11 protein-coding genes are annotated in these 22,258 nt (G+C 66.5%); 6 read left to right on the top strand and 5 right to left on the bottom strand.

Annotation, left to right across the window (positions count from 1 at the left end; genetic code table 11):
- Nucleotides 1-274: 274 nt before the first annotated feature.
- The 6 genes from Q4543_RS12320 to Q4543_RS12295 all read left to right on the top strand — a co-directional run bounded on the left by Q4543_RS12320 (nucleotide 275) and on the right by Q4543_RS12295 (nucleotide 7,961).
- Nucleotides 275-1,399: a Gfo/Idh/MocA family protein gene (locus Q4543_RS12320; protein WP_303438679.1), complete on the top strand. Its 1,125-nt coding sequence runs from the start codon at nucleotides 275-277 to the stop codon at nucleotides 1,397-1,399.
- A complete protein-coding gene (locus tag Q4543_RS12315; protein ID WP_303438678.1) occupies nucleotides 1,387-2,346 on the top strand; it encodes an NAD(P)-dependent oxidoreductase in 960 nt (319 codons plus the stop codon). The genes Q4543_RS12320 and Q4543_RS12315 overlap by 13 nt, the downstream gene beginning before the upstream one ends.
- A complete protein-coding gene (locus Q4543_RS12310) occupies nucleotides 2,343-3,578 on the top strand; it encodes a glycosyltransferase family 4 protein (protein ID WP_303438676.1) in 1,236 nt (411 codons plus the stop codon). Before Q4543_RS12315 ends, Q4543_RS12310 begins: the two co-directional genes overlap by 4 nt.
- Nucleotides 3,575-4,531, top strand: coding sequence for a glycosyltransferase family 2 protein (locus Q4543_RS12305; RefSeq protein ID WP_303438674.1), 957 nt, complete (start codon nucleotides 3,575-3,577; stop codon nucleotides 4,529-4,531). The genes Q4543_RS12310 and Q4543_RS12305 overlap by 4 nt, the downstream gene beginning before the upstream one ends.
- An 8-nt stretch (nucleotides 4,532-4,539) precedes the next feature.
- Nucleotides 4,540-6,630: an NAD-dependent epimerase/dehydratase family protein gene (locus tag Q4543_RS12300; RefSeq protein ID WP_303438672.1), complete on the top strand. Its 2,091-nt coding sequence runs from the start codon at nucleotides 4,540-4,542 to the stop codon at nucleotides 6,628-6,630.
- Nucleotides 6,631-6,848: 218 nt separating this feature from the next.
- Entirely contained in the window at nucleotides 6,849-7,961 is a 1,113-nt protein-coding gene (locus Q4543_RS12295; protein WP_303438670.1) for a CpsD/CapB family tyrosine-protein kinase, read from the top strand.
- A gap of 33 nt (nucleotides 7,962-7,994) precedes the next feature.
- Here Q4543_RS12295 and Q4543_RS12290 read toward each other — a convergent pair whose 3' ends face one another.
- The 5 genes from Q4543_RS12290 to Q4543_RS12270 form a co-directional block, all read right to left on the bottom strand.
- The gene (locus tag Q4543_RS12290; RefSeq protein WP_303438668.1) at nucleotides 7,995-9,311 is read right to left on the bottom strand and encodes a Wzz/FepE/Etk N-terminal domain-containing protein; all 1,317 of its coding nucleotides are present in this window, start codon (nucleotides 9,309-9,311) and stop codon (nucleotides 7,995-7,997) included.
- A 234-nt stretch (nucleotides 9,312-9,545) separates the two neighbouring features.
- Complete coding sequence (locus tag Q4543_RS12285) at nucleotides 9,546-10,190, bottom strand: 4'-phosphopantetheinyl transferase (protein ID WP_303438666.1); 645 nt, start codon at nucleotides 10,188-10,190, stop codon at nucleotides 9,546-9,548.
- 1 nt (nucleotide 10,191) lies between these two features.
- On the bottom strand, nucleotides 10,192-14,784 hold the full coding sequence (locus tag Q4543_RS12280; RefSeq protein ID WP_303438664.1) for a MupA/Atu3671 family FMN-dependent luciferase-like monooxygenase: 4,593 nt from the start codon (nucleotides 14,782-14,784) through the stop codon (nucleotides 10,192-10,194).
- 6 nt (nucleotides 14,785-14,790) lie between these two features.
- On the bottom strand, nucleotides 14,791-15,783 hold the full coding sequence (locus Q4543_RS12275; protein ID WP_303438662.1) for a glycosyltransferase family 2 protein: 993 nt from the start codon (nucleotides 15,781-15,783) through the stop codon (nucleotides 14,791-14,793).
- 6 nt (nucleotides 15,784-15,789) lie between these two features.
- Entirely contained in the window at nucleotides 15,790-22,197 is a 6,408-nt protein-coding gene (locus tag Q4543_RS12270) for a type I polyketide synthase (protein WP_303438660.1), read from the bottom strand.
- Between the last annotated feature and the right edge of the window lie 61 nt (nucleotides 22,198-22,258).

Raw genomic sequence — 22,258 nt, 5'->3', positions numbered from 1 at the left:
TAAGGGCCCCCGCCACATTTCTACCGCATATTTGCGGCAAGAAAAGAATATTGCGTTACCAAAGCCCATTTATCGCATCACAAATATCTGATTGTTTCCCGATCTAGTGACAAGAGCCCAGACAATCTGACATTGTCCGGGATGCTTGTCGAATTCTCGCCACACTCCTCTGGTCAGATCGAAAGGGCGGCACGATGAGACGCTCATCTCGGGCTGATTCGGCCGTCGAACATCATGTGCGCAGGGGCGGGGGCGATCTCCGATGGGGGAAACTATGCGGCGGATCTCTCTGCTTGGATGCGGCTTCGTCGCGGATCTTTACATGCGCTCGCTGCGGGCAATGCCGGGCATCGAGGTCGCGGTGGTCTATGATCACGACGCGCCGCGGCTGGAACGGTTCTGCGCCCATTGGGGTCTGCGCGCCGCCGGATCGCTGGCCGAATTCCTCGACCTCGCGCCAGACGGCGGGATTATCCTCAACCTCACCAATCCGCAGGCGCATTTTGCCCTGAACCGCGCCTGTCTCGAGGCCGGGCACCATGTCTATTCCGAAAAGCCGCTGGCGATGGATCTGGCCGATGCGGTGGAACTGCACGCGCTTGCGCGGGCGCGCGGGCTAATGCTGGTGTCTGCCCCCTGCTCGGTTCTGGGCGAGGCGGCGCAGACCATGGGTCACGCGCTGCGCCGCGGCATCGCCGGCACGCCGCGCGCCATCTATGCCGAGCTGGACGATGGCTTCATCCCCCGTGCCGCCTATGACAAGTGGCAGACCGAAAGCGGCGCCCTCTGGCCCGCCGAAGATGAATTCCGCGTCGGCTGCACGCTGGAGCACGCCGGCTATTACCTTGGCTGGCTGATCGGCTGGTTCGGATCGGTCCGCACCGTGGTTGCCGCCAGCGCCGAAACCGTGCCGGACAAGATGGGCAAGGGCCCAATGGCCCCCGACCTGTCCGTCGCCACGCTGTTCTTTGAAAACGGCCCGGTGACGCGGCTGACCTGTTCCATCGTCGCGCCGCACGATCATTCCATCCGCATCGTCGGTGATGACGGCGTGCTCAGCTGCAAGGCGGCATGGGACAACGCTGCCAAGGTGCGATATGCGCGCCGCCTGACCATCCGGCGGCGGCTGATCGAACACCCGTTTCCCCGCCGCTACCGGCTGGATGGGCCGACCCACCCCAAGGTCAAACGCTGGGGCGCGGCGGCGATGAATTTCATGCTCGGCCCGGCCGAGATGCTGGACGCGCTGCAACAGGGTCGCCCCTGCCGCCTGACCGACGATTTCGCGCTGCACCTGACAGAGGTGTCGCTGGCGATCCAGAACGCCGGAGAGACATCGGGCGCGCAGGCCATGACCACCCGCTGCGCGCCGCTGGAACCGATGCCGTGGGCGAAATAACCCGCATCCTGATCACTGGCGCGGGCGGCTTCATCGGCCGCGCCACGGTGGCCGAGGCGCGGGCGCGCGGGCTCGGGGTGGTTGCAGTGGTCCGGCGCAGCGGTCCGGATTTCGGCGAGGGCGTCGAGGTGGTGCAGGCAGACCTGTCGGACCCGGCTTGCATCCCCGCCCTGTCTGGCGCGCTGCGCGGCTGCTCGGCGGTGATCCACGCGGCGGCGCATCTGGGCGACAACGCCGAGGCGGTGGCGCTCGACACGCTGAAGGCCACCAGCCATCTGCTGCATGCGCTGCCCGGCGGTTTGCGTCTGGTGCTGGTCAGCTCGATCGCCGTTTATGACACGGGCCGCCTGTCGCCGGGCGATACGGTCAGCGAAACCACCCCGCTTTTCACCGAAGGCACCGCCCCCGACGCCTATGCCGGATCGAAGCTGGCGCAAGAAGCGCTGTGCCGTGCCCGCAAAGGTCCGCTCTGGCTGATGCGGCCCGGCGCGGTCTGGGGGCCGGGCCGCACATGGCACGCGCTCAATGGCATCAGTGCCGGGCCGCTGCACCTTGCGCTGACCTCGGACGGAGAGCTGCCGCTGGCGCATGTCACCAGCGTTGCGCGCGCGCTGGTGTCGGCGGCGCAAAGCGATCCGCAGGGCATCCGCGCGCTGAATGTCATCGATGATGACCGCCCGACGCGCTGGCGCTTTGCCCGCGCGCATCAAAGCGTTGCTGGCTGGCCGCGTGCGGTGCTCCCCCTGCCGTGGGGCGCATGGCTGGCGCTGGCCCGCGCGCTGACGCCGCTGGCGCCGAACCTGCCCGGCCTGCTGCGCGTTCCGATCCTGCGCGCCCGGATCATGCCGCTGCGCTGGCCCAATACCGCCTTGCGTGAAACCCTTGGCGGCGGCGACACGGCCCCGTTAAAAACCATGCTCGACACCAGCATGAAAGCCGCGCCATGAGCCTTCCCAGACTCGCCTATCTGACGGGAGAATATCCCCGTGCCTCCGACACTTTCATCCAGCGCGAGGTCGCCGCCCTGCGCGAGATCGGTCACGAGGTGCTGACCTGCTCGATCCGCACCACCGGCGCCGAACATCTCGTCGGCCCCGAGCAGCGCGAGGAACACGCGCGCACCTTCAAGATCCTGCGCGCCGCCCGGAACCCGCTGCGCCTGATCGGGGCCAATCTGCGCTTTGCCCTGAACCCGGTGCGCTACCTGCGGGCGCTGCGGCTGGCGTGGGGCACCGCGCCCAAGGGCATCAGGGGCCGCGCCTACAATCTGGCCTATTTCCTCGAGGCGGCGGTGCTGGCCGACAGGATGAAACGCGAAAAGATCGATCACCTGCACAACCACATCGCCAAGGCTTCCTGCACGGTGGCGATGCTGGCCTCGGAACTGTCGGGCATCCCCTACAGCTTTACCATCCACGGGCCCGACATCTTTTTCGAACCGAAGCATTGGCGCATCGACGAGAAAACCGCGCGGGCGCGCTTTGTCGCCTGCATCTCGGAATATTGCCGCGCGCAGCTGATGTGCTTTGCCGATGCGCAGCACTGGCACAAGCTGCACATCATCCATTGCGGCATCGACCCCGAACGCTACCAGACCGCCCCGCACAAGGGTCAGGTTCTGCTGTTCACCGGCAGGCTTGCCGGGGTCAAGGGCGTGCCGATCCTGCTGGATGCGGTGGCCGAGCTGGCGCCGCGCCACCCCGATCTGCGGCTTGCGCTGATCGGCGACGGGCCGGAACGTGCCGCGCTGCAAGAGCGCGCCAAGCCGCTGGGCGACACGGTGGTGTTTCTTGGCTATCAAAGCCAGGAAACGGTGGCCGAGGCGCTGTCTCAGACCGATGTCTTCGTGCTGCCCAGCTTTGCCGAAGGCGTGCCCGTGGTGCTGATGGAAGCGATGGCGGCGGGCGTTCCGGTGGTTGCCACCCAGATCGCCGGCATCCCCGAGCTGGTCTCGCATTGGGAAAGCGGCATCCTCGTGCCGCCGGGCGACGTGGCCGCGCTGGTCGAGGCGATCGAACAGCTGCTGTCCAGCGCCGATCAACGCCGGGTGATGGGCGCGGTGGGGCAAGCCACCGTCGAGGCGGAGTTCAACATTCACATCGAGGCGCAGCGGCTCTCGACCCTGTTCACCGCCTATGCATCGGGCGAGACACCGCCCAAACGGGAGCTGCTGGAATGATCCCTGTCGACGTGGTGCTGATCGGGCGCAACGAAGGGGCGCGGCTGGTTGCGGCGCTTGGCTCTGTCATGGGGCAGGCACGGCAGGTGGTCTACGTCGATTCAGGATCGACCGACGCCAGCGTGGCCGAGGCGCGCAAGGCGGGCGCAAAGGTGGTCGAGCTTGACATGTCGATCCCCTTCACCGCCGCCCGCGCCCGCAACGAAGGCTTTGCCGCGCTTCACGATCCGCAACTGGTGCAGTTCATCGACGGCGATTGCATGTTGGTCGACGGCTTTCTCGATGCCGCCCGGGCGCATCTGCTGGCGCATGACCATCTGGGCATGGTCACCGGCTGGCGATCCGAGATCCACCGCGATGCATCGGTGTACAACCAGCTGGCGGATTTCGAATGGCGGCGTCCGGCGGGCGAGATACAGGCCTGCGGCGGCGACATGATGGTGCGCGCCAGCGTCTTTCGCGAGGTCGGCGGCTTCGATCCCACGGTGATCGCCGCCGAAGACGACGAATTCTGCGTGCGCCTGCGCAAGGCGGGCTGGCGGCTGGACCGCATCCCCAACGAGATGACCCGCCACGACATGGACATGCACCGCTTTGCCGCGTGGTGGAAGCGGGCGGTGCGCGGCGGCCACGGCTATGCGCAGGTTGGCCACATGCACCCGCCCTATTTCCGCACCGAGCAGCGCCGCATCCTTGTCTATGGGCTGGGCCTGCCGCTGCTGCTGATCGCCGGGCTTTTGTGGTGGCCGCTCGCGGGGATGGCGCTGCTGCTTTACGCCCTGAACTATATCCGCACGGCGCGCGGTCTGGAACGCATGGGGCTTTCGGCACGCGAGTCCCGGCGGCACAGCGCCCTGATCACCCTGTCCAAGATTCCAAACCTGATCGGCATGGCGACCTATCACCTGCGCCGCCTGCGCAACGATCAGATGAAAATTATTGAATATAAATGAGGGAAGACATGACACGTATCGGCCTGATCGGCGCCGGCTACATCGCCAGCTGGCACGCGGACGCGCTCAAGACCACGCCGGGCGTGACCATCGCCGCCGTCTGCGACCTGTCCGAATCCGCCGCGCAGGCGCTGGCCGAGGAATGCGGCGCGCAGGCCTTTACCTCGCTTGATGCGCTGATCGAAAGCCGTTGCTGCGATGCGGTGCACATCCTGACCCCGCCCGATCTGCACCGGCCTCTGGCGCTGCAATGCCTTGCCGCCGGGCTTGATGTGCTGGTCGAAAAGCCCGTCGCGCAAAGCGCCACCGAGACGCGAGAGATCCTCGCCGCCGCCGAGGCCGCGGGCAAACGCTTTCACGCCGGGCATAATTTCCTTGGCCTGCCGTCTTATGAACGGCTCAAGGCGCTGGTGCAGGACGGCACGCTGGGCCGCATTTCCAGCGCCGAAATCACATGGGCCCTGCCGCTGTCGCCGCTGCGCGCCGGCCCCTACAACCTGTGGCTGCTGCGCGAGCCCAAAAACCTGCTGCTGGAGCTGGGGCCGCACCTTGTCGCCTTTGCCGTCGATCTGTTCGGCACGCCCGAGGTGGTCTTTGCCGAAGCCACCAAGCCGGTTGCCCTGCCCGGCGGCGATCTGCGCCCGCAGGGTTTCCGCATTCTGGCACGGGCTGGCGCTGTCGATATCACCTTCACCATCTCGATGGTCGAAACCCAGGACGACCGCGCGGTGATGCTGCGCGGCTCCTCGGGGCGGGCCCGGCTGGATTATGCCTCGGATGTGCTGGTGGTCGAACGCGAGAACAGCTCGGATCTGGTGCTCAACCCGCTGCGCAAGCAACTCGATCTCGCGCGGCAACGGTTCCGCGAAGGCACGCGCAACGCCTTTGTTCAGGGCAGCTCGCTCAATCAGGGCGGCCCTTACGCGCTCAGCTTCCGGGGCATGGACGCGGCGATCTGGCAGGATCGCAGCCTGCCGCAGGATGCCCGGTTCAGCGGGGCCAGCGCGGTGGCGGTGATGCAGGTCATCGACGACGCGCTGGCGCTGTTGCCGCCCGAGGTGCTGGCCATCAAGGCCCCTGCCGTGCAGACCCGCGCCCCCAAACCCACCGCCATGGTGATCGGCGGCACCGGCTTCATCGGGCGCGCCCTGACGCGGCGGCTGGTGGCCGATGGTCACGACGTGCGGGTGCTCTCGCGCGGGCGCCACGGGCCCTTTCCCGACCTGCCCGATCAGGTCGAAACCAAGGGGGTCTCGCTGTATGATCTCGAGGCGCTGACCGAGTCGATGCAGGGCATCGACGTGGTGTTCAACCTTGCGAAATCCATGGACAAGACATGGGGCGAGGCATTGATCAACGATGTCGGCGTCGCCACCCGGATCGGCATGGCCTGCGAAAAGGCCGGGGTGAAACGCCTTGTCTACACCGGCACGATTGCCTCTTACGACATGTCGAAACGCGACAGGACCATCACCGAAGACACCGGCTTTGCCGCCGACATGAGCGATCGCAACATGTACGCTCGTTCCAAGGCGGAATGCGAACGCCAGCTGATGAAGCTGCACCGAGAGCGCGGCCTGCCGCTGACCATCGCCCGCCCCGGCATCGTGGTCGGCCCCGGAGGCCCGTTGCAGCATTGGGGCATCGGGCGCTGGCATGGCGCGGGCGCGGTGCGGATCTGGGGGCCGGGCGACAACATCCTGCCCTTCGTGCTGATCGACGACGTGGCCGACGGGCTGGTGCGCATGGCGTCGCGGCCCTCGGCTGTCGGGGAAAGCTTCAATCTGGTGGGCGAGCCGATTCTGACCGCACGCGGCTATTTCAACGCCATTCACGAGGCGCTTGGCGCGCGCATCCGGGTGGACAGCGGCAATCTGACGGCGTTTTACCTGTCTGACGCGGTGAAATACGGGCTGAAGAAATACGCGCTGCGCAAGACCGGGCTGGAGCGCCCGTCGCTGGCCGATTGGCAAAGCCGCGCCCATTTCTCGCCCTTTGCGATCGACAAGCCAAAGTCGATGCTGGGCTGGCGGCCCGAACCCGACCGCAGGGTCTTTGTCGACAAGGCGATCACGCAGGCGAACCTGATCGGGATCTGAGACACTGGGTTTATAGTGCGATCGGTGAACAATCCTCTCGAAACCTCCTCATTCCTGACAGATTCCCATGATGAAACAGGACAAGAGGCTTCGGCGCATCACAGGATGCGGCCCGTATCGAACAGGCAGACAGGCATGACGCTGGGTGATTTTTCCGATGTGACGCGGTGGGTGCGGGCCGACAGGGCCTTGATGCGCCGCGCCTGGAGGGCAAGAGCATGACCGAACGCCGCAAGTTCCGCCGCCGTAATCCGCTCTCTGCGCAGTCCGCCGTCGCAGAGCAGGGGGACGCACGGGCAACATCCGACGAGGCCCGCGAGGCCGCTGCCGCCGCGCACGACGCAGAACGCCAACGCGCCGCCCTTCAGGCAAGAGAGGCAGAGCGTCAGGCCGCAAACGCGCAATTGGCGCTCGAGGCGGTCAGGGCCGAAGACGCGCGCCGAGCCGAAGACGCCCGCAAGGCCGATGCGGTGCGCATGGCTGAAGAGGCGCGCATGGCAGAGGCCGCGCGCGAGGCAGAAGAGGCGCGCGGGGCCAAGGAACGCCATGCCGCCGAAGAGGCGCAGGAAGCCGAGCAAGCGCGCAGGGTCGAAGCGGCCGGATCCAAAGACCGATGGGCGCAGCTTGCCAGCGTCGCTGTCGATGCGCGTCATCTTGAAAACAACCGCATCGTCACCGCCGGGCGTGACGACCCCGCTCATGCCGCGTTCGACGTGCTGCGCACGCGGCTGCTTCAGGCGCTGGCGGATCATGGTTGGCGGCGCGTCGCCATCACCTCGCCGACCAAGGATTGCGGCAAGACCTTCACCGCCGCCAATCTTGCCATTTCACTGTCGCGTCAGGAAAACTGCCGCACCCTGCTGATCGATTGCGATCTTCGCAGGCCGACTCTGCACAAGGTCATGGGCCTGCGCGACCCCGGCTCGATGGGCGATGTGTTGCGGGGCAAGATCGCCCCCGAAGACCATTTCCTGCGCATGGGCGAAAACAGCTTCGACGCCGGGCATAACATCGCCTTTGGCTTCAACGGCACCCCGGAACCCTATGCTTCGGAACTGCTGCAATCGCCGCAGACCGCCGAGGCCTTGGCCCGGATCGACAACGCCTTTGCGCCCGATGTCGTGCTGTTCGACCTGCCGCCAGCCCTGTACTTCGATGATGTCATCGCGTTCCGGCCGCTGTTTGATGGGGTGCTGCTGGTGGTCGGCGGAGGCCTGACCACCGACAAAGAAATCCGCGAGGTCGAACGGCGGCTTGGCGAAGACACCCCGCTGCTTGGCACGGTGCTGAACCGGGCCGAAGGCACCAGGCTCGACAAGTACACCTACTGAAAGGGCCCCGAAGGGCCCTTTGTCATAGCGCGATCAGGGCCGCGCGGCGCGCGGCAGCAGCCGCCCCAGCAGCGCCGACCAATCGCTCACCGTGGCAAGCGCCGCCCAGATCGCCGCCAGCAGCAGCCCGACCAGCGAAAAGATCCGCAGCCCGGTCAACCGGCGTTCGCTCCGCGTGCGGATCGTGGGGATCGCCACCACTGGCTGTATACCCAGCGCCCGTTCCATCTGCGCCGCGCTGCGGATCGCGGGGTTCATCAGCTCGGCGATGAACGCTATCGCGAACCCGCCCAGAGCACTTGCCACCACCCCCATCGCCAGCAGCTTCTTGCGGCTGCCCGACGCCGAGACCTCGGGCACCAGCGCTGTTTCCAGCACCTCGAACCGCGCCATCTGCTGGCGATCTTCCAGCATCTGCCCCATCTCGGCCTCGGCCTTGCGACGGGTGATCACGCTGTACTGTTCCTGAAGCCGGGTCAGATCGCGCTCGATCCCCGACAGGGCGCGTTCCACCTCGGGGGCGCGGGCGATCGCGGCGTTGATCGCGTCGATGCGACCCTCGACCAGCCCCTTCTGGTCGCGCAACAGGCCAACCTGACGGTCGAGCACTTCCTGCCGCTGCCGCGAGGAATTCGCCTGAAGCGCGACGATCTCGCGTTCGAGCGTCAGCGCGTTGTCCTGCAAGGTTGTCAACTGGTCGCGCAGCGCGTTCATGCCGGCGGGCAGCGCATCGCCATTCTGTTCCTTGAAGGTTGCGATCTCGGTTTCCTTGGCGGAAATTTCAGCTTCGACCCGCGCTTCCTCGTCCGCGAAGAAGCTCAACGTGTCGCGGGCACTGGTGACGCTGCGATCGCGCGACTGGTCGATCACCGTTGTCATCAGTTCGTTCGCAAGGTCCGCAGCCTTTTCCGGATCGTCCAGCGTGACGGTGATCATCAGCCCCGAGGGCGCCTCTTGCTGCGCGGCATAAGCATTGGGATTGTTGCGAATTTCGTCGATGCGGATGGATTCGCGCATCAGGAAGACGCGCTCGTTCAGGCTCATTTCGGGATCGGCGTCAAACAGCTGGTGCACGTTCATCACCTGCACCAGATTGTCGCGCGACATCAGGCGCTGTTCGATCAGCTGCACCCGGCGGGCGGCGTCCTGCGATTGCGCGGCAGACCCGGCCAGCGTGTCGGGAACCTGGCTTTCCTCGATCTGGACGACAGCGGTGGCTTCGTAGATCTTGGTTTGCTTGGTCGCGATGTAAAATGAAATGGCAGATCCCAGCAGGATGATGGCAAAAATCAGCAAAGCCCTGCGCCGCAGAGCTGCCAGCACTTCACCGACCGACTGAAACTGGTTCATACTCATCACTCCCGCAACGTGTTGCCCCCACCCTGCGAATGCGAAACGGCCCCTTCGGGTTTCACCCTGCAAGCGATTGCCCCAATTCGATTAGAACAATAGGTAAGGCGCCGTCTTCGCGTCATGATTTAGCCCCATTGTCCGGCCATTTCCACGAAAAATACCATGCAAAACGGAAACAATCCGTTAAGGAAACCGCTACCGACGATCACCTCTTTACCATGTGTCGAAGAGTCAGCTCAGCAGTGACAGCGAGACGACAAGACCGTCGATCCGTTGTTGCCAAACCGGGATCTCTGCCCCCTGTCCGAGTCCGATGTCATGATGCATCACCATGCGCGAGTTGGGCAGATCTGCCCGCAAGGCATCGAATCCGAATGTGGCGCCGGTGATCGGATACTGCGCCTTAAAGGCCGATTCCTTGGCGGAAAAAATCCGCAGCGCCGCGCGCTCTGGGGGCTGCGACAGCGTTTCCAGCTCGCTGGGCCTGGCGATTTCGGGGATCAGATCGGGGTGCATATCGACATCAGGCTCGATATCGACTCCGATGCCGCGCCAGAGCCCGGCGCGCGCGACCACCGCAAGGCAAAGCCCGCCGCCATGGCTGATGCTGCCGACAACCCCGGAGGGCCAGTGCGGGGCGCGATCGCCTTGCATCGGGATCGCGCGCGGCGGCAAGCCAAGCTGCGCCATGGCGGCGCGGGCGGCAACGCGCCCCCCGGTGAATTCCGCGATGCGCGACGGCACGGCCCGGCGCATGGCAGCGCGCTCTTGCGCAAAAAGCGCGCCGGGGATGTCGCTGGCGCTTGCAACCGCCCAGCCCAGCCCATCCGGCAGGCCGGACGCGTCGAGCGCCTGTTTCAACGCCTCCGGGGTCACCTCAGGCGCTGCGCTTTGCCCGCATTTCGCGGCGGCGCGACATGGCATCGCTGCGGGCCTGCGCCCGGTCGTTGACCGGCGCTGCGGGCTGCGGATCTGATTCCGGGTCTGGCGCGGGCGCGGCGGCGGTGATCACGGGGGCTTTGACCACGGGCGCCTTGATGACAGCCTGTGCCGACGGGTCCGCCAGCGCGGCCACCCGCGCCGTCAGGTCGGCCAGCACCGGAAAGCGGAAGATGTCGGTGATCGACAGCCCCGCCACGCCAAGCTCGTCGCGGATCGCGCGATGCGCCTGCACCGCCAGCAGCGAATGACCGCCAAGGTCGAAAAAGCTGTCACGCTCCGAGATCTCCGACAGGCCCAGCACCGTCGACCAGATCCCGGCGATCTGCGCTTGCAGCTTGCCGCTGCCTTGCACCTGCGATTGCACCACCGGTGTTTCGGGCCTTGGCGCGGGGCGCGCAGCCTTGACCACAGGTTTCGGCAGTGCCTTGCGATCCACCTTCTTGTTCGGGGTCAGCGGGAAGCTGTCCAGCCGCATGAAATGCTGAGGCACCATGAAGCCCGGCAGGTGCTGCGCCATCTGACTGCGCAGGCCCGGCTCGGCCAGCGGCGTTTCAGAGGTGTAATAGCCCACCAGCCGCAGATCGCCCGGCGTATCCTCGCGCGCGACGACCACGGCCTGCGTGACATCGGGCAAGGTTTCCAGCACGGCCTCGATCTCGCCCAGCTCAATACGGAAGCCGCGCAGCTTGACCTGATGATCGACGCGACCGATGAAATCGATGCGCCCATCGATACGGCGGCGCACCAGATCGCCGGTGCGATACATCCGCCCGGCGTGGAACGGGTTGGGCGCAAAACGCTCTGCGGTCAGCTCGGGCCGGCCCCAATAGCCGCGTGTGACGCCTTTGCCGCCGATCCACAGCTCGCCCGGCATCCCGATGCCCACCGGCTGCTGCGCATCGCCCAGCACATAAAGCTGCTGGTTGGCCAGCGGCAGGCCGATATTGATCACGCCATCGGATGCGTGCGCCACCTCGGTCGAAGACCAGATGGTGGTTTCCGTCGGGCCATACATATTGGTGACACTGGCAGTGGTGATCTTGCCGAACTCTTCCACCAGCGCGCCGGGCAGCGGCTCTCCGCCAAGGAACAGATGCTGCACCTTCGACAGGGCAAACCGCGCCTCGTCATTCATCGCGATCATCCGCGCCATCGACGGGGTGCATTGCAGATGCGTGACGCCATGGCGCAGGATCTGCGCGGCGATCGAGAAATCATCCGCCGCGAGTTCCGGCGCAACATTCGCGGCCCGAACCACGCGGGCCAGCGGCACCAGCCCCTCCAGCACCTGCTGGCGCGGGATGCCATAGTCGATCAGGCAGGCGATTTCCGTGACACCGATGCGCTTGAGCTGCTCTGTCCGCTCCAGCGCATCCTGCACCGTGCCAAACAGGCCGCTTTCGTTGAAATAGCGCTCGAAGGCGAAATCGAGAATGGCTTCGAGGTCTTCCGGCTCGAGGATCTCCAGATCCAGATCGAAGGCATTGTTCAGCCCCTGAGGCCGCTTGAACGCCGGAAACGCCCAAGCGTATTGCTTGATCAGCCCCGCTGCCGAGCGCAGGTAGTCGCGCATCGGGCCGCGGGCGGTTTCGCGCGCCTGCTCGCGGGTTTCGGCCACGTAGCTGTGCAGCATGAGCGAGACCTTGAAATCCGCAGGATCATGCCCCGCCTCGCGCAGCGCCCCATGATAGAGGCGGATCTTGTCGGCCACCTCGTCGATGCTCTGCCCCAGCAGATGGGTGAGCACATTGCACCCCAACCGCCCGGCCTCGCGCCATGTCTCGGGGTTGCCGGCGGTGGTGATCCAGATCGGCAGGTCATCGGACACAGGGCGCGGCTGCGTCACCACATCGAACATCGTGCCATCCTTGCGCGGGAAGGGCACCGGCGTGCCGCGCCACAGATCGCGCAGCTGGGCGATGGTCTCGATCATCGCGGGCTTGTTCTGGGGCGGCGTGTTCTCGGGGCGCAGCACGAAATCATCGGGCTGCCAGCCGCTGGCAATCGCCAGCCCGGCGCGCCCGTTGGTCAAATTGTCGATCACCGCCCATTCCTCGGCGATGCGCGCCGGGTGATGCAGCGGCGCCACCACCGAGCCGGCCCGCACTGCGATATTGCGGGTCACGGCGGCAACGGCGGCGCCGGTCACCGACGGGTTCGGATAGGGGCCGCCAAAGGCGTGGAAATGCCGCTCGGGCGTCCAGACGGCGCAAAAGCCGTTCTGATCGGCGAATGTCGCGCCTTCGAGCAGCATGGCGTATTTGTCGCGCCCGACGCCATCGTCATTGCCCCAGTAATACAGCGAGAATTCCATCCCCGCCTCGGACAGCGGCATCGCCCCGTTCGAGATCAGCGCGCGATCCTCGTCCGAGGTCAGCACCACCTTGAAGCCGCGCGCGGTGGTCCAGAACAGCTCCAGCACGGAAATGTCGAAGCTGAGTGAGGTCACCGCCAGCCATGTTCCCGCCGGATCGTGCGGGATCACCGCGTCCATGCCGGTGTAGAAATTCACCACGTTGCGATGTTCGATCATCACGCCCTTGGGAACCCCGGTCGAGCCAGAGGTGTAGATGACATAGGCCAGATGTTCGGGGCCGGAAACCGGCGCGGGCGCCACGGCGGGAGCCTGAGACAGGCGCGGATCGGCGTCGATCACCAGCAGCTGTGCGTTGTGCCGCGGCAAGCTGCTTTGCAGGTCGCTTTGCGTAACGATCACCGGCGCGCCGCTGTCGGTGAGGTAATGCTGCAGCCGGTCCGCCGGGTAGGCCGGATCAAGCGGAAGATAGGCCCCGCCCGCCTTGAGGATGCCCAGCGCCCCAACCATCAGATCGACCGAGCGCCGCGTGTAAAGCCCGACAACCGTATCCGCCCCCACCCCCATGGCGCGCAGCACCTGCGCCGCCTGATTGGCGCGCTGATCCAGCTGCGCGTAGCTAAGGTTCTGGCCCTCGAACACCAGCGCAATGGCATCCGGTGTCCGGGCCACCTGCGCTTCGAACGCCGCCTGCATGGTCAGGCTGTCATCCTGCACCGTTTCGGTGGCGTTCCATGCGTTCAGCACCAGATCGCGCTCGGCAGCGGGCAGACCGCCCAGTTCCAGCCGCGCGGCAAGCAGATCCGATTGCGCCAGCGCCATCCGGCCACTGTCGGTCAGCAGCGTGGCAGTGTCGCCGGTCAGTTCGACCGTGACGGCGGTGCCGGGGATATGCCCCGCGCCAAGGCTGAGCCCGACATGCGGCACCTGCGGCGCAGCCTCGATCTCGGGGGCGCGGGCCGGAAGATCGGTCAGGAAACCGACGCGCGCTTGCGCCGCCGCCACGTCGACATTGCCCGAGCCATCGACCCGCAGCGGCACCCATGGCGCGATGAACCCGCCCTGCGCCAGATCCTTGAGCCGGGCATCGGCAAAGGCGATGTCGCAGCTTTCAAGCCCCGCAAGGCGCGCGGCCCATGCCGCCACTTGCGCTTCGGGCTGCGCGCCAAGGGCCAGCCCGCGCAGGTAGATGTCACCGGCGCGCTTGCCCAACCCCTGCAATTCCGCCGGGGCAAAGCTGGTGAACCGGCGCCGCCAGTGCTGGTCATGCTTGGCCACCTGCGCAATGCGGGCGTCGATCTGCGCCCGCTCGGCGGCCGAGAGCACCGTCAGCCGCTCGCCCGGCTTGCCGACCTGCGCCACCAGCGCCAGCGCGCCGCAGACATGGGTAAAATGCGCCAGCCGCAGCGCCCCGCTGCCACAGGCGACGGTCAGGTGATCGTCGGTTGCCTCGAGGATTTCGCCCGGTACGCCCTGCCCCGGCACCAGCTGCGCCTTGTGAACAAGCCACAGCGCGTCATGGGCCAACAGCTTTGGCGCGCTCAGCGGGTTGGCATAGCCGCCATGATCGAGCGCCCGCACCAGCCGTTCCAGTGCCTCGGCGGGCTGGGCGAAATCCAGCAGACCATGCGCCGACGGGCGATCCGCCAGCGCGTGGTAGCTGCGCTGGCCCAGATCCTGAGGCACCCGCCGCAGCCCCTGTTCCAACTGCGCAATCAGCTCGGGAAAGCTGTTGATGGCGGCTTCGTAAGCCTTGGTGTTCAGCGTCAGCGCGGTGTCGCTGTCCGCGATGTCGAACGCGCGGGTGACAAGGATATCGCCCTCGTCCACGCCGCCTTCGATCATGTGCCAGCTGATGCCGTGGCGGCTTTCGCCTTGCAGCAAGGCCCAGACCGGCGCGTTCAGCCCGGCGTGGCGCGGCAGCGGGCCGTCGTGGAAATTCACCGCCCCCTTGCGTGGCATAGCCAGCACCGCCGCCGGGATCATGTCGAGATTGGCGATCGACAGCAGCCAGTCGAATTGCGTGCCGCCAAGCCGATCCGCCAGCCCCTCCTCCGGCGCAACGACCGCAAGGCCGCGCCCCTCGGCCCAGCGGGCGACATCGGCGTTGCGGGTGACCACGGCGCGGATCGTATGTCCGGCGCCAAGCAGCCGTTCGCCGCATTGCACCAGCAGGCTTTCATTGCCCATGAGGACGCTGGAAAACTGGCTCATCTCATCCTACTCCGCCTTGATCTCGCTGCGGCTGGCCGTGGGGCGCGCGGCCCCCGGCATCAGCGCCCGAAGATCGTGAATAACCATGTCGCGCAGGAAATGCGCCGGGTCCGCCGCGGGCTTGCGCTGGATCACCCGGCGCGCCCGCCACAGCAGCCCGCCCGCCACATGCGCCAGCGTTGCCATCGCCGCATAACCCCGCCCGTGCGATTTGCTGAAATAATGCCATCGGCTGTCTAGCCAGAAGCCCGGAATGCGCTGCCACCGCTTCATCCCGGTCGAGACCGACCCGATATGCGCCACCGCGCTGTCCTTGACATAATGCGTCTGATACCCGGCGCGGGCAGCGCGCAGGCACAGTTCGGTTTCCTCGAAGTACAAAAAGAACGTCTCGTCGAACAGGCCGATCCGGTCGAGAACATCTTGCCGCATCATCAGCGAGGCCCCCGCCAGCCAATCGACCCGGCGCATCGTTTCCGGCTGATCCAGCGGCACCTTATACGCGCGAAGCGCGCGGCTGATCGGCCCGAACCGCGCCGCGCCTTCGAATTCCGACAGGATCGACGGGAAGCGAAAGGCACTGATATGCGGCGTGCCATCCTCGCCGTGGATATGACTGCCGGCAAAGCCCGCCTTCGGGTGGGTCTCCAGATGATCCAGAAGCCGCCTGAGGCTGCCCGGCCCCGGAAAGGCGTCGGAATTAAGCAGGAAGATGTAATCGGGGCGCGAGCCGTCGGACCAGCCCGCGCGAATGCCGACATTGTTGCCCGCGCCAAACCCGCCGTTGCGGTCCGACCGGATCAGCCGGATCGGCGCGCCTTGCGCCCATGGCTCGGCCAGACCGGCCTGCATCGTCTCGAAGGAGCCGTCAGCGCTGTCATTGTCGACGATGATCAGCTCGGCCTCCAGCCCGGCCATCTCGTGCAGCGCGGCACGGGCCGAGCGCAGCGTCATCTCCGGCGTTCGGTAGTTCAGCGAAATCACCAGAAGCCTCGGCATGCTGCGTTACTCCGCCGCGCGGTGGCCGGGGAAATCGACCACCTCGCCGCCCTTGGCCTCGGCCCCGGTGATCGCCTCGCGCATCAGCGCCGCAAGCACCCGGACATTGGGTTCCAGCACCATGGAATCATGGGTGCCCGGCACCTCATGAACCTCCACACCGGGCACCACGCTGCCCCAGTCGTTGTCCTCCAACACATAGGCCCGTTCGGAATTGACCATGCGCCCGCCCGACACCCGCCACTTGCCGCTAAGCGGCGGGCGGTACAGCACCAGCCGCCCGTCCCATGGGCGCAGCCTGTAGCGCCCGACGGCGGCAAGGAAGGCCGCCTCGATCTCGGCATTGTGAAAACCGTGGTCGTGAGTTTCCACGCTGGCGCGGCGCTTGGCGATTTCCCAGCGGATGCGGTTGCGCGCCCAGATCAGCGGATAGAACACGCCCTTTGCCCGCGCCTCGGCCAGCTGAATGATCAGCCGGTCGCGCAGCTCTAGCGGACGGCGCACCGGCAGCGGCGTATCGAGCAGCACGCACAGCGCCACTTCTTCGCCCGCGATTTCAAGCTGGCGCGCGATCTCATAGGCGGTGATGCCGCCCCCCGAGAAGCCGCCGATCATATAGGGGCCTTCGGGCTGCACCTGCCGCATTTCGGCGATGTAATCGCGGGCCATTGCCTCGATATCGTCATGCGGGGCTTCGCCGCCATACAAGCCCTTGGCCTGCAAGCCATAGAACGGCCTGTCGGCCCCCAGCAGATGCGCAAGGTGGCGCAGGTTCAGCACATTGCCGAACATCCCCGCCACAAGAAAGAACGGACGGCGCGGCCCGCCCTCGCCGTCATGCATCGGCACCAGATGGGTGAACCGGCGTTCGGGGGCGGTTGGCGCATCATCGCTGTCGACAGGGCCAGTCTGAGCGATGATCAGCGCGGCGCATTTGCGGATGGTCGGGGCCTCGAACAGCACCGAGATCGGGAACTCCACCCGGAAGGTCTTGCGCACCATGCTGAACAGCCGCACCGCGATCAGGCTATGCCCGCCAAGGTCGAAGAAGCTGTCGTCGATGCCGACCTGCCGCACCCCCAGCAGATCCTGCCAGAACCCCGCAAGCGTGCGTTCCACATCGTTTTCGGGGGCGACGAAATCGCCGTCGAGCTGCGGGCGCTCAAAGCTTTGCGCCTCGGCCCGTTCGGCGGTGCTGGCGGCACTCTGCGCCACCAACTGCCCCAGATCCATCGAGGAAATCACCACCTGCGGCGCGCCCAGTGCCAACGCGCGACCGAAGGCCTCGGCGCCTTCCTGCGGCAGGATGCCTTGGCTGAGATTATGGGCAAGGCGTTCTTCGGCGGCAGACAGCGGCTGCGCCTCGGTCTCGTCGGTTTCCAGCTCCGCGGCGGACAGGCGCGGGGCGCTGTGCAACACGTCGGCCTGCGCCAGCTTGTGGATGGTAAAGCCGCTAATTTCCACCAGCACCGCGCCCTCGGGGGTGCAAAGCGTGATGTCGAAACTGGCGGTTTCAGACGCAGCGCGATTGTCGGCGGCGTTGCGCACCCAGCTGACGATACGATCTGTCAGCGGCGCATGGACACGCACGCGGGCATAGCTGACCGGCACCCAAAGGTGGGTCGGCTGATAGCCCTCGATCAGCGCCATCGCCCAGCCGGTGGCGATATCCATCAGCGCCGGGTGCAGCAGGCAGCCATCGCCCTTTGCCGCCTCGGCCAGCGACAGATCGGCGATGCCCTCGCCAGCGCCTAGCGCACGGCTGTCGAGCACCTTCCAGCGCGGGCCAAAGGCAAGATGCACCTCTTGCGCGGTGGTCAGCTTGCCGCCGCGTGCCGGTGCGCCGCAGCGGTCGCGGATCGCGGCAAGATCCAGCGGCTCGGGCCGTGCCATCGGCATCAGCGCCAGCCGCCCCTGCGCACAGATCGCATGGCCGCGTTTGCCGCCAATCGTCGCATCGGCAAGCACATCGAACCCGTAGCCTTCGCCCCGCCGGGTCAGGCGGACGCGGATGTCGCGGCTGCCGGTGTCGGCGACGCGCAGCGGGCGCAGAAATGCCAGATCGCGGATTTCGAACCCCGCCGGTTCGCCATGTGCGCGCAGCGCTTCGGCGGCAAGCGCCAGATAACCGGTGCCGGGCAGCAGCGCATCGCCTGCCTTGGTGCGATGCTCGTCGATGATCCAGTCGCTGGCGGAATATTGCGCGGTGAACAGCCGGTTGCCACGGGCGTCAAAGGTCTTGCCCTGCAGCAGCGGCACGTTTGCCGGCTCGACAGGTGCTTGCGGGGCCTCGCCGCGCCGGGCGGCGACGGCTTCGGCGGCCATGCCGACCTCGTTCCAGATGCCCCAGTTGATCGCGACAACCCGCGTCTTGCCGCCCGCCCGCGATGCCGCAAAGGCGTTGAGGTATTCATTCGCGGCAACGTAATCGACCTGCCCCGCCGGCGCGGTCACCGTCGAGGACGAGGCGAACAGCGCCATCCAGTCCAGCGCACCATCGGGGAACAGGGTGGCAAGCACCTGCGTGCCGTGGATCTTGGGGGTGAACACGTCTTCGACGCTGGCCGGGGATTTGGCCAGCAGCGGGCCGTCATCAATCACGCCCGCGCCATGGATGACGCCAGTGATCTTGCCCAGCTGCGCCTCGATCTTGTCACGCACGGCGCGCATCTGGCCTTCGTTGCAGACATCGGCGGCAAAACTGGCCACCGTCGCACCCGCCGCTTCGAGGCTGCGCACCGCGCGGATGCGCCGCGCCGTGGCGTCCTGCGGCGCGTGGCGCGACAGGTAGTCCGACCAATGCAAGCGGTCCGGCAGCGCACCGCGCGCCACCAGCGCGATGTTTGCCCCCTGCGCCGCGAGCGATTGCGCCAGCGTCTGGCCAATGCCGCCAAAGCCGCCGGTGATCAGCACGGTGCCGCCTTGCGGCACTTCGGGCGCGGGCAAGGCCACTGGCAGCATCGCACATTCATAGCGTTTCGCGCCGCGCAGCGCGGCGATGGCGCCCGAAGGTTCCGACAGCAGCTCCTCGAGCAGTTGCGAGGTGAGCGTCTCCAGTGCCGCATCCCGTTCCGCCTGCGCCTTGCGATGGCCAAAAATCCCCGCCTGCGCCGCAACCGGCAGCGTCAGATCGCAGGTCGACACGCTCACCCCCGGCAATTCGCGCGGCAGGACGCGGGCGGGCCCGGCGATGGTCGCCTTGACAGGATAGGGCAGCGCCTCGTCGCGCACCCGCGCCGCGCCGCTGGTCAGCACCGACAGGTGCAGCGGGCGGGGCAGATTTTCCTCGGCCATGGCCTGCGCGAGGAAGAGCAGCGAATAGAACCCCTGTTCTTGCAGACGGTGCAGGAAGCTTGAACCGGGGCGGTGGCTTTCACCCTCCGTCACCATCCACAGATGGGCGATGCGCGTTGGCACATGGCCGCGCTGCGCGAGATCGCGGATCAGAAGATCATAACCTTCGCGGCCGCGTTCCGGGGCCAGCAGATAGGATGTATCCGCCAGCCGCGTGAACCTGTCGCCGGGGCGCACCTCGACCACCGTATGCCCGGCGGCGACAAGGCGGCTTGCCACGCGGGCCGCGAGCCCGGCCTCGTCCATGAACATCAGCCAGACCTGCGGGTCGGCATCGCCCAGCCCGTGATCGACATCGACAGGCGGCTGCGCGGCGCGGGGCCGCCAGACCGGCTTGTAGCCCCAATCGGCCACCTCGCCTTTGCGCATGAGGTATTGCGGCGCGCTGGCCTGCGCCTTGCCCGGCGCGATGAAATAGGGCGCGCGCTGGAAGGCATAGCCCGGCAGAACCACACGGGCGCGGCGGGCATCGCCCCAGACCTGCGCCCAGTCGATTTCCGCCCCCAGCGCCCAGAGACGGCCAAGCACCTCGAACATGTGCTTGTCGTCGGCGATCCTGTCGTCGCGGTGGCGCAGCGAGGACAGCACCTGATTGGCGCTGACATCGGGGTGCTGGCGGGCCAGCGCCGACAGCGCCTTGCCCGGACCGACCTCAAGCAGGATGCGGTGTTTCGCCGCCACCGCGCCGATGCAATCGGCGAACAGCACCGTGCCGCGCAGGTGGTCGACCCAGTAATCGGGCGATGTCGCCTGCTCGGGCGTCATCAGCTTGCCGGTGCGGTTCGAGGTCAACGGGATCTGCGGCGCGTGCAGGTCGATCGACAAAAGATAGCTGCGGAACTGTTTCAGGATCGGGTCCAGCATCCGGCTGTGCGCGGCGATGTCGATGGCGATGCGCTGGCAGTCGATGTCCTCCGCCGTCAGCCGCGCCTGCAACGCTTCAACCGCCGCAACCGGCCCCGAGGCCACCGACAACTCGGGCCCATTCACCACGCCAAGATCGAGGTCATCGCCCAGCAGAGGCCGCAGCTGATCGGCGGGCAGGTTCACCGACAGCATCCCCCCGGCGGGCACGGAATCGAACAGCCGCCCGCGCAGATGCACAAGGCCGATGCAATCCTCGAAGCTCATGACCCCGGCAAGGCAGGCGGCGGTGTTCTCGCCCATGGAATGCCCGGCCAGCGCGACGGGGGTGATGCCCCAGCTGATCCACAGCTGCGCCAGCGCGTATTCGCAGATCATGATCAGCGGCAGTTGCAGCGACGGGCGCTTGAGCGCCGCGTCCGCCTGCGCCGGATCGGTATCGAGCCAGAGCGCCTTGATATCCGCATCCGACATCTCGGCCAGCGTCTTTAGCCCGCGATCCATCCAGTCGGCAAACACCGGCTCTGTCTCGTAAAGATCGCGCGCCATGCCGGCATATTGCGCGCCGCCGCCGGGGAAGGTGAAGACCACCTCGGGGCGATCCAGCGCGCTGTGCGAATGCACGCGGCGCGCATCGCCCTGATCCAGCAGGTTGGCGGCCTCTTCGTGGGTCTGTGCGACCACGATGCGGCGCTTGTCAAAGGCGCGGCGGCCTTGCTTCAACGTCCATGCGACATCGGCCAGCGGCTGTTCGGGATGCGCGCGCAGATGCGCCGCCAGACGCTTGGCACCAGCGTCCAGCGCGCCGTTGCTTCGGGCCGACAGGGTCAGAATCTGGAACGGCCAGTCGCTGACATCGGACGGGGCCTGCGCCGGAGCCTCTTGCAGCACCACATGGGCGTTGGTGCCGCCCACGCCCAGCGAATTGACCCCAGCCCGGCGTGGATGCGCCCCGCGCAGCCACGGCGTCAGCGTATCGTTGACGAGGAAGGGCGAGCCATCAAAACCGATGGCCGGGTTCGGCGCCTCATAGCCCAGCGAGGGCGGGATTTCCGCGTGGTGCAACGCCAGTGACACCTTGATCAGGCTCGCCACGCCCGCCGCCGTATCCAGATGGCCGATGTTGGTCTTGACCGACCCGATGCGGCAATGCGCCTGCGCGCCCGATGTTTCGCGAAACGCCTGCGTCAGCGCGGCAACCTCGATCGGATCGCCCAGATAGGTGCCAGTGCCGTGGCATTCGACGTAATCCACCGTGTCCGAGCTGACCCCAGCCACCGCCTGCGCCTCGGCAATCGCCGCCGCCTGCCCATCGACCGAGGGCGCAAGATAGCCCGCCTTTTGGGCGCCGTCGTTGTTGACCGCCGAGCCCTTGATCACCGCCCAGACGTGATCGCCATCGGCCAGCGCATCCGCCAGCCGCCGCAGCACCACCACCCCCGCGCCAGAGCCGAACACCGTGCCCTGCGCGCGGTGATCGAAGGCATGGCAGGCGCCATCGGGCGACAGGATCTCGTTTTCCTTGTAGAGATAACCGCGCCCCTGCGGCAGCTCGATGGTCACGCCGCCCGCCAGCGCCATGTCGCATTCGCCGTTCAAAAGCGCCTGCACCGCGTAATGCGTCGCCACAAGCGAGGTGCTGCACGCGGTTTGCAGGTTGATCGACGGGCCGTGCAGATCCAGCACATGGCTGGCCCGCGTGGTCAGAAAATCCTTGTCATTGCCGGTATGGCGCAGCAGGAACATGCCGGTGTTCTCGACCAGATCCGGGTTCGAGCAGATGTTGAAATAGAAATACGACCCCATGCCGCAGCCGGAAAAGACACCGACCTGCCCATCGAAACTGTCGGGCACATGGCCGGCGTTTTCCAGCGCCTCCCAGGCGCATTCAAGGAACTGCCGGTGCTGGGGGTCCATAATCGCGGCTTCCTTCGGGGAAAAACCGAAGAACTCCGCGTCGAACATCTCGAAATCATCCAGCGGCGCGGCGAAGGGCACGTAATCCTTGTGGCGCATCAGGCCGGGATCTTCGCCCGCCGCGCGCAGCTCTTCCTCGGTCAGCTTGCGGATCGAGGATCGCCCGGCGCGCAGATTGTCCCAGTAACGCAGGATATCGCCTGCGCCGGGAAGATGCGCCGCCATGCCGACGATGGCGATGTCGTTTTCGCCGGCATGCTGATCCTGCAATGCGTTCATCCGATAACCCCGCCACATGGGCTGCTAAAAATTCTGGGCCCTGCTAACAGAGGAATAGGGG

This window comes from Salipiger sp. 1_MG-2023, from assembly GCF_030547555.1.
Classification (GTDB): Bacteria; Pseudomonadota; Alphaproteobacteria; order Rhodobacterales; family Rhodobacteraceae; genus Salipiger.
The sequence above is the reverse complement of the archived record's forward strand: the minus strand, read 5'-3'. Positions and strand labels throughout refer to the sequence as shown.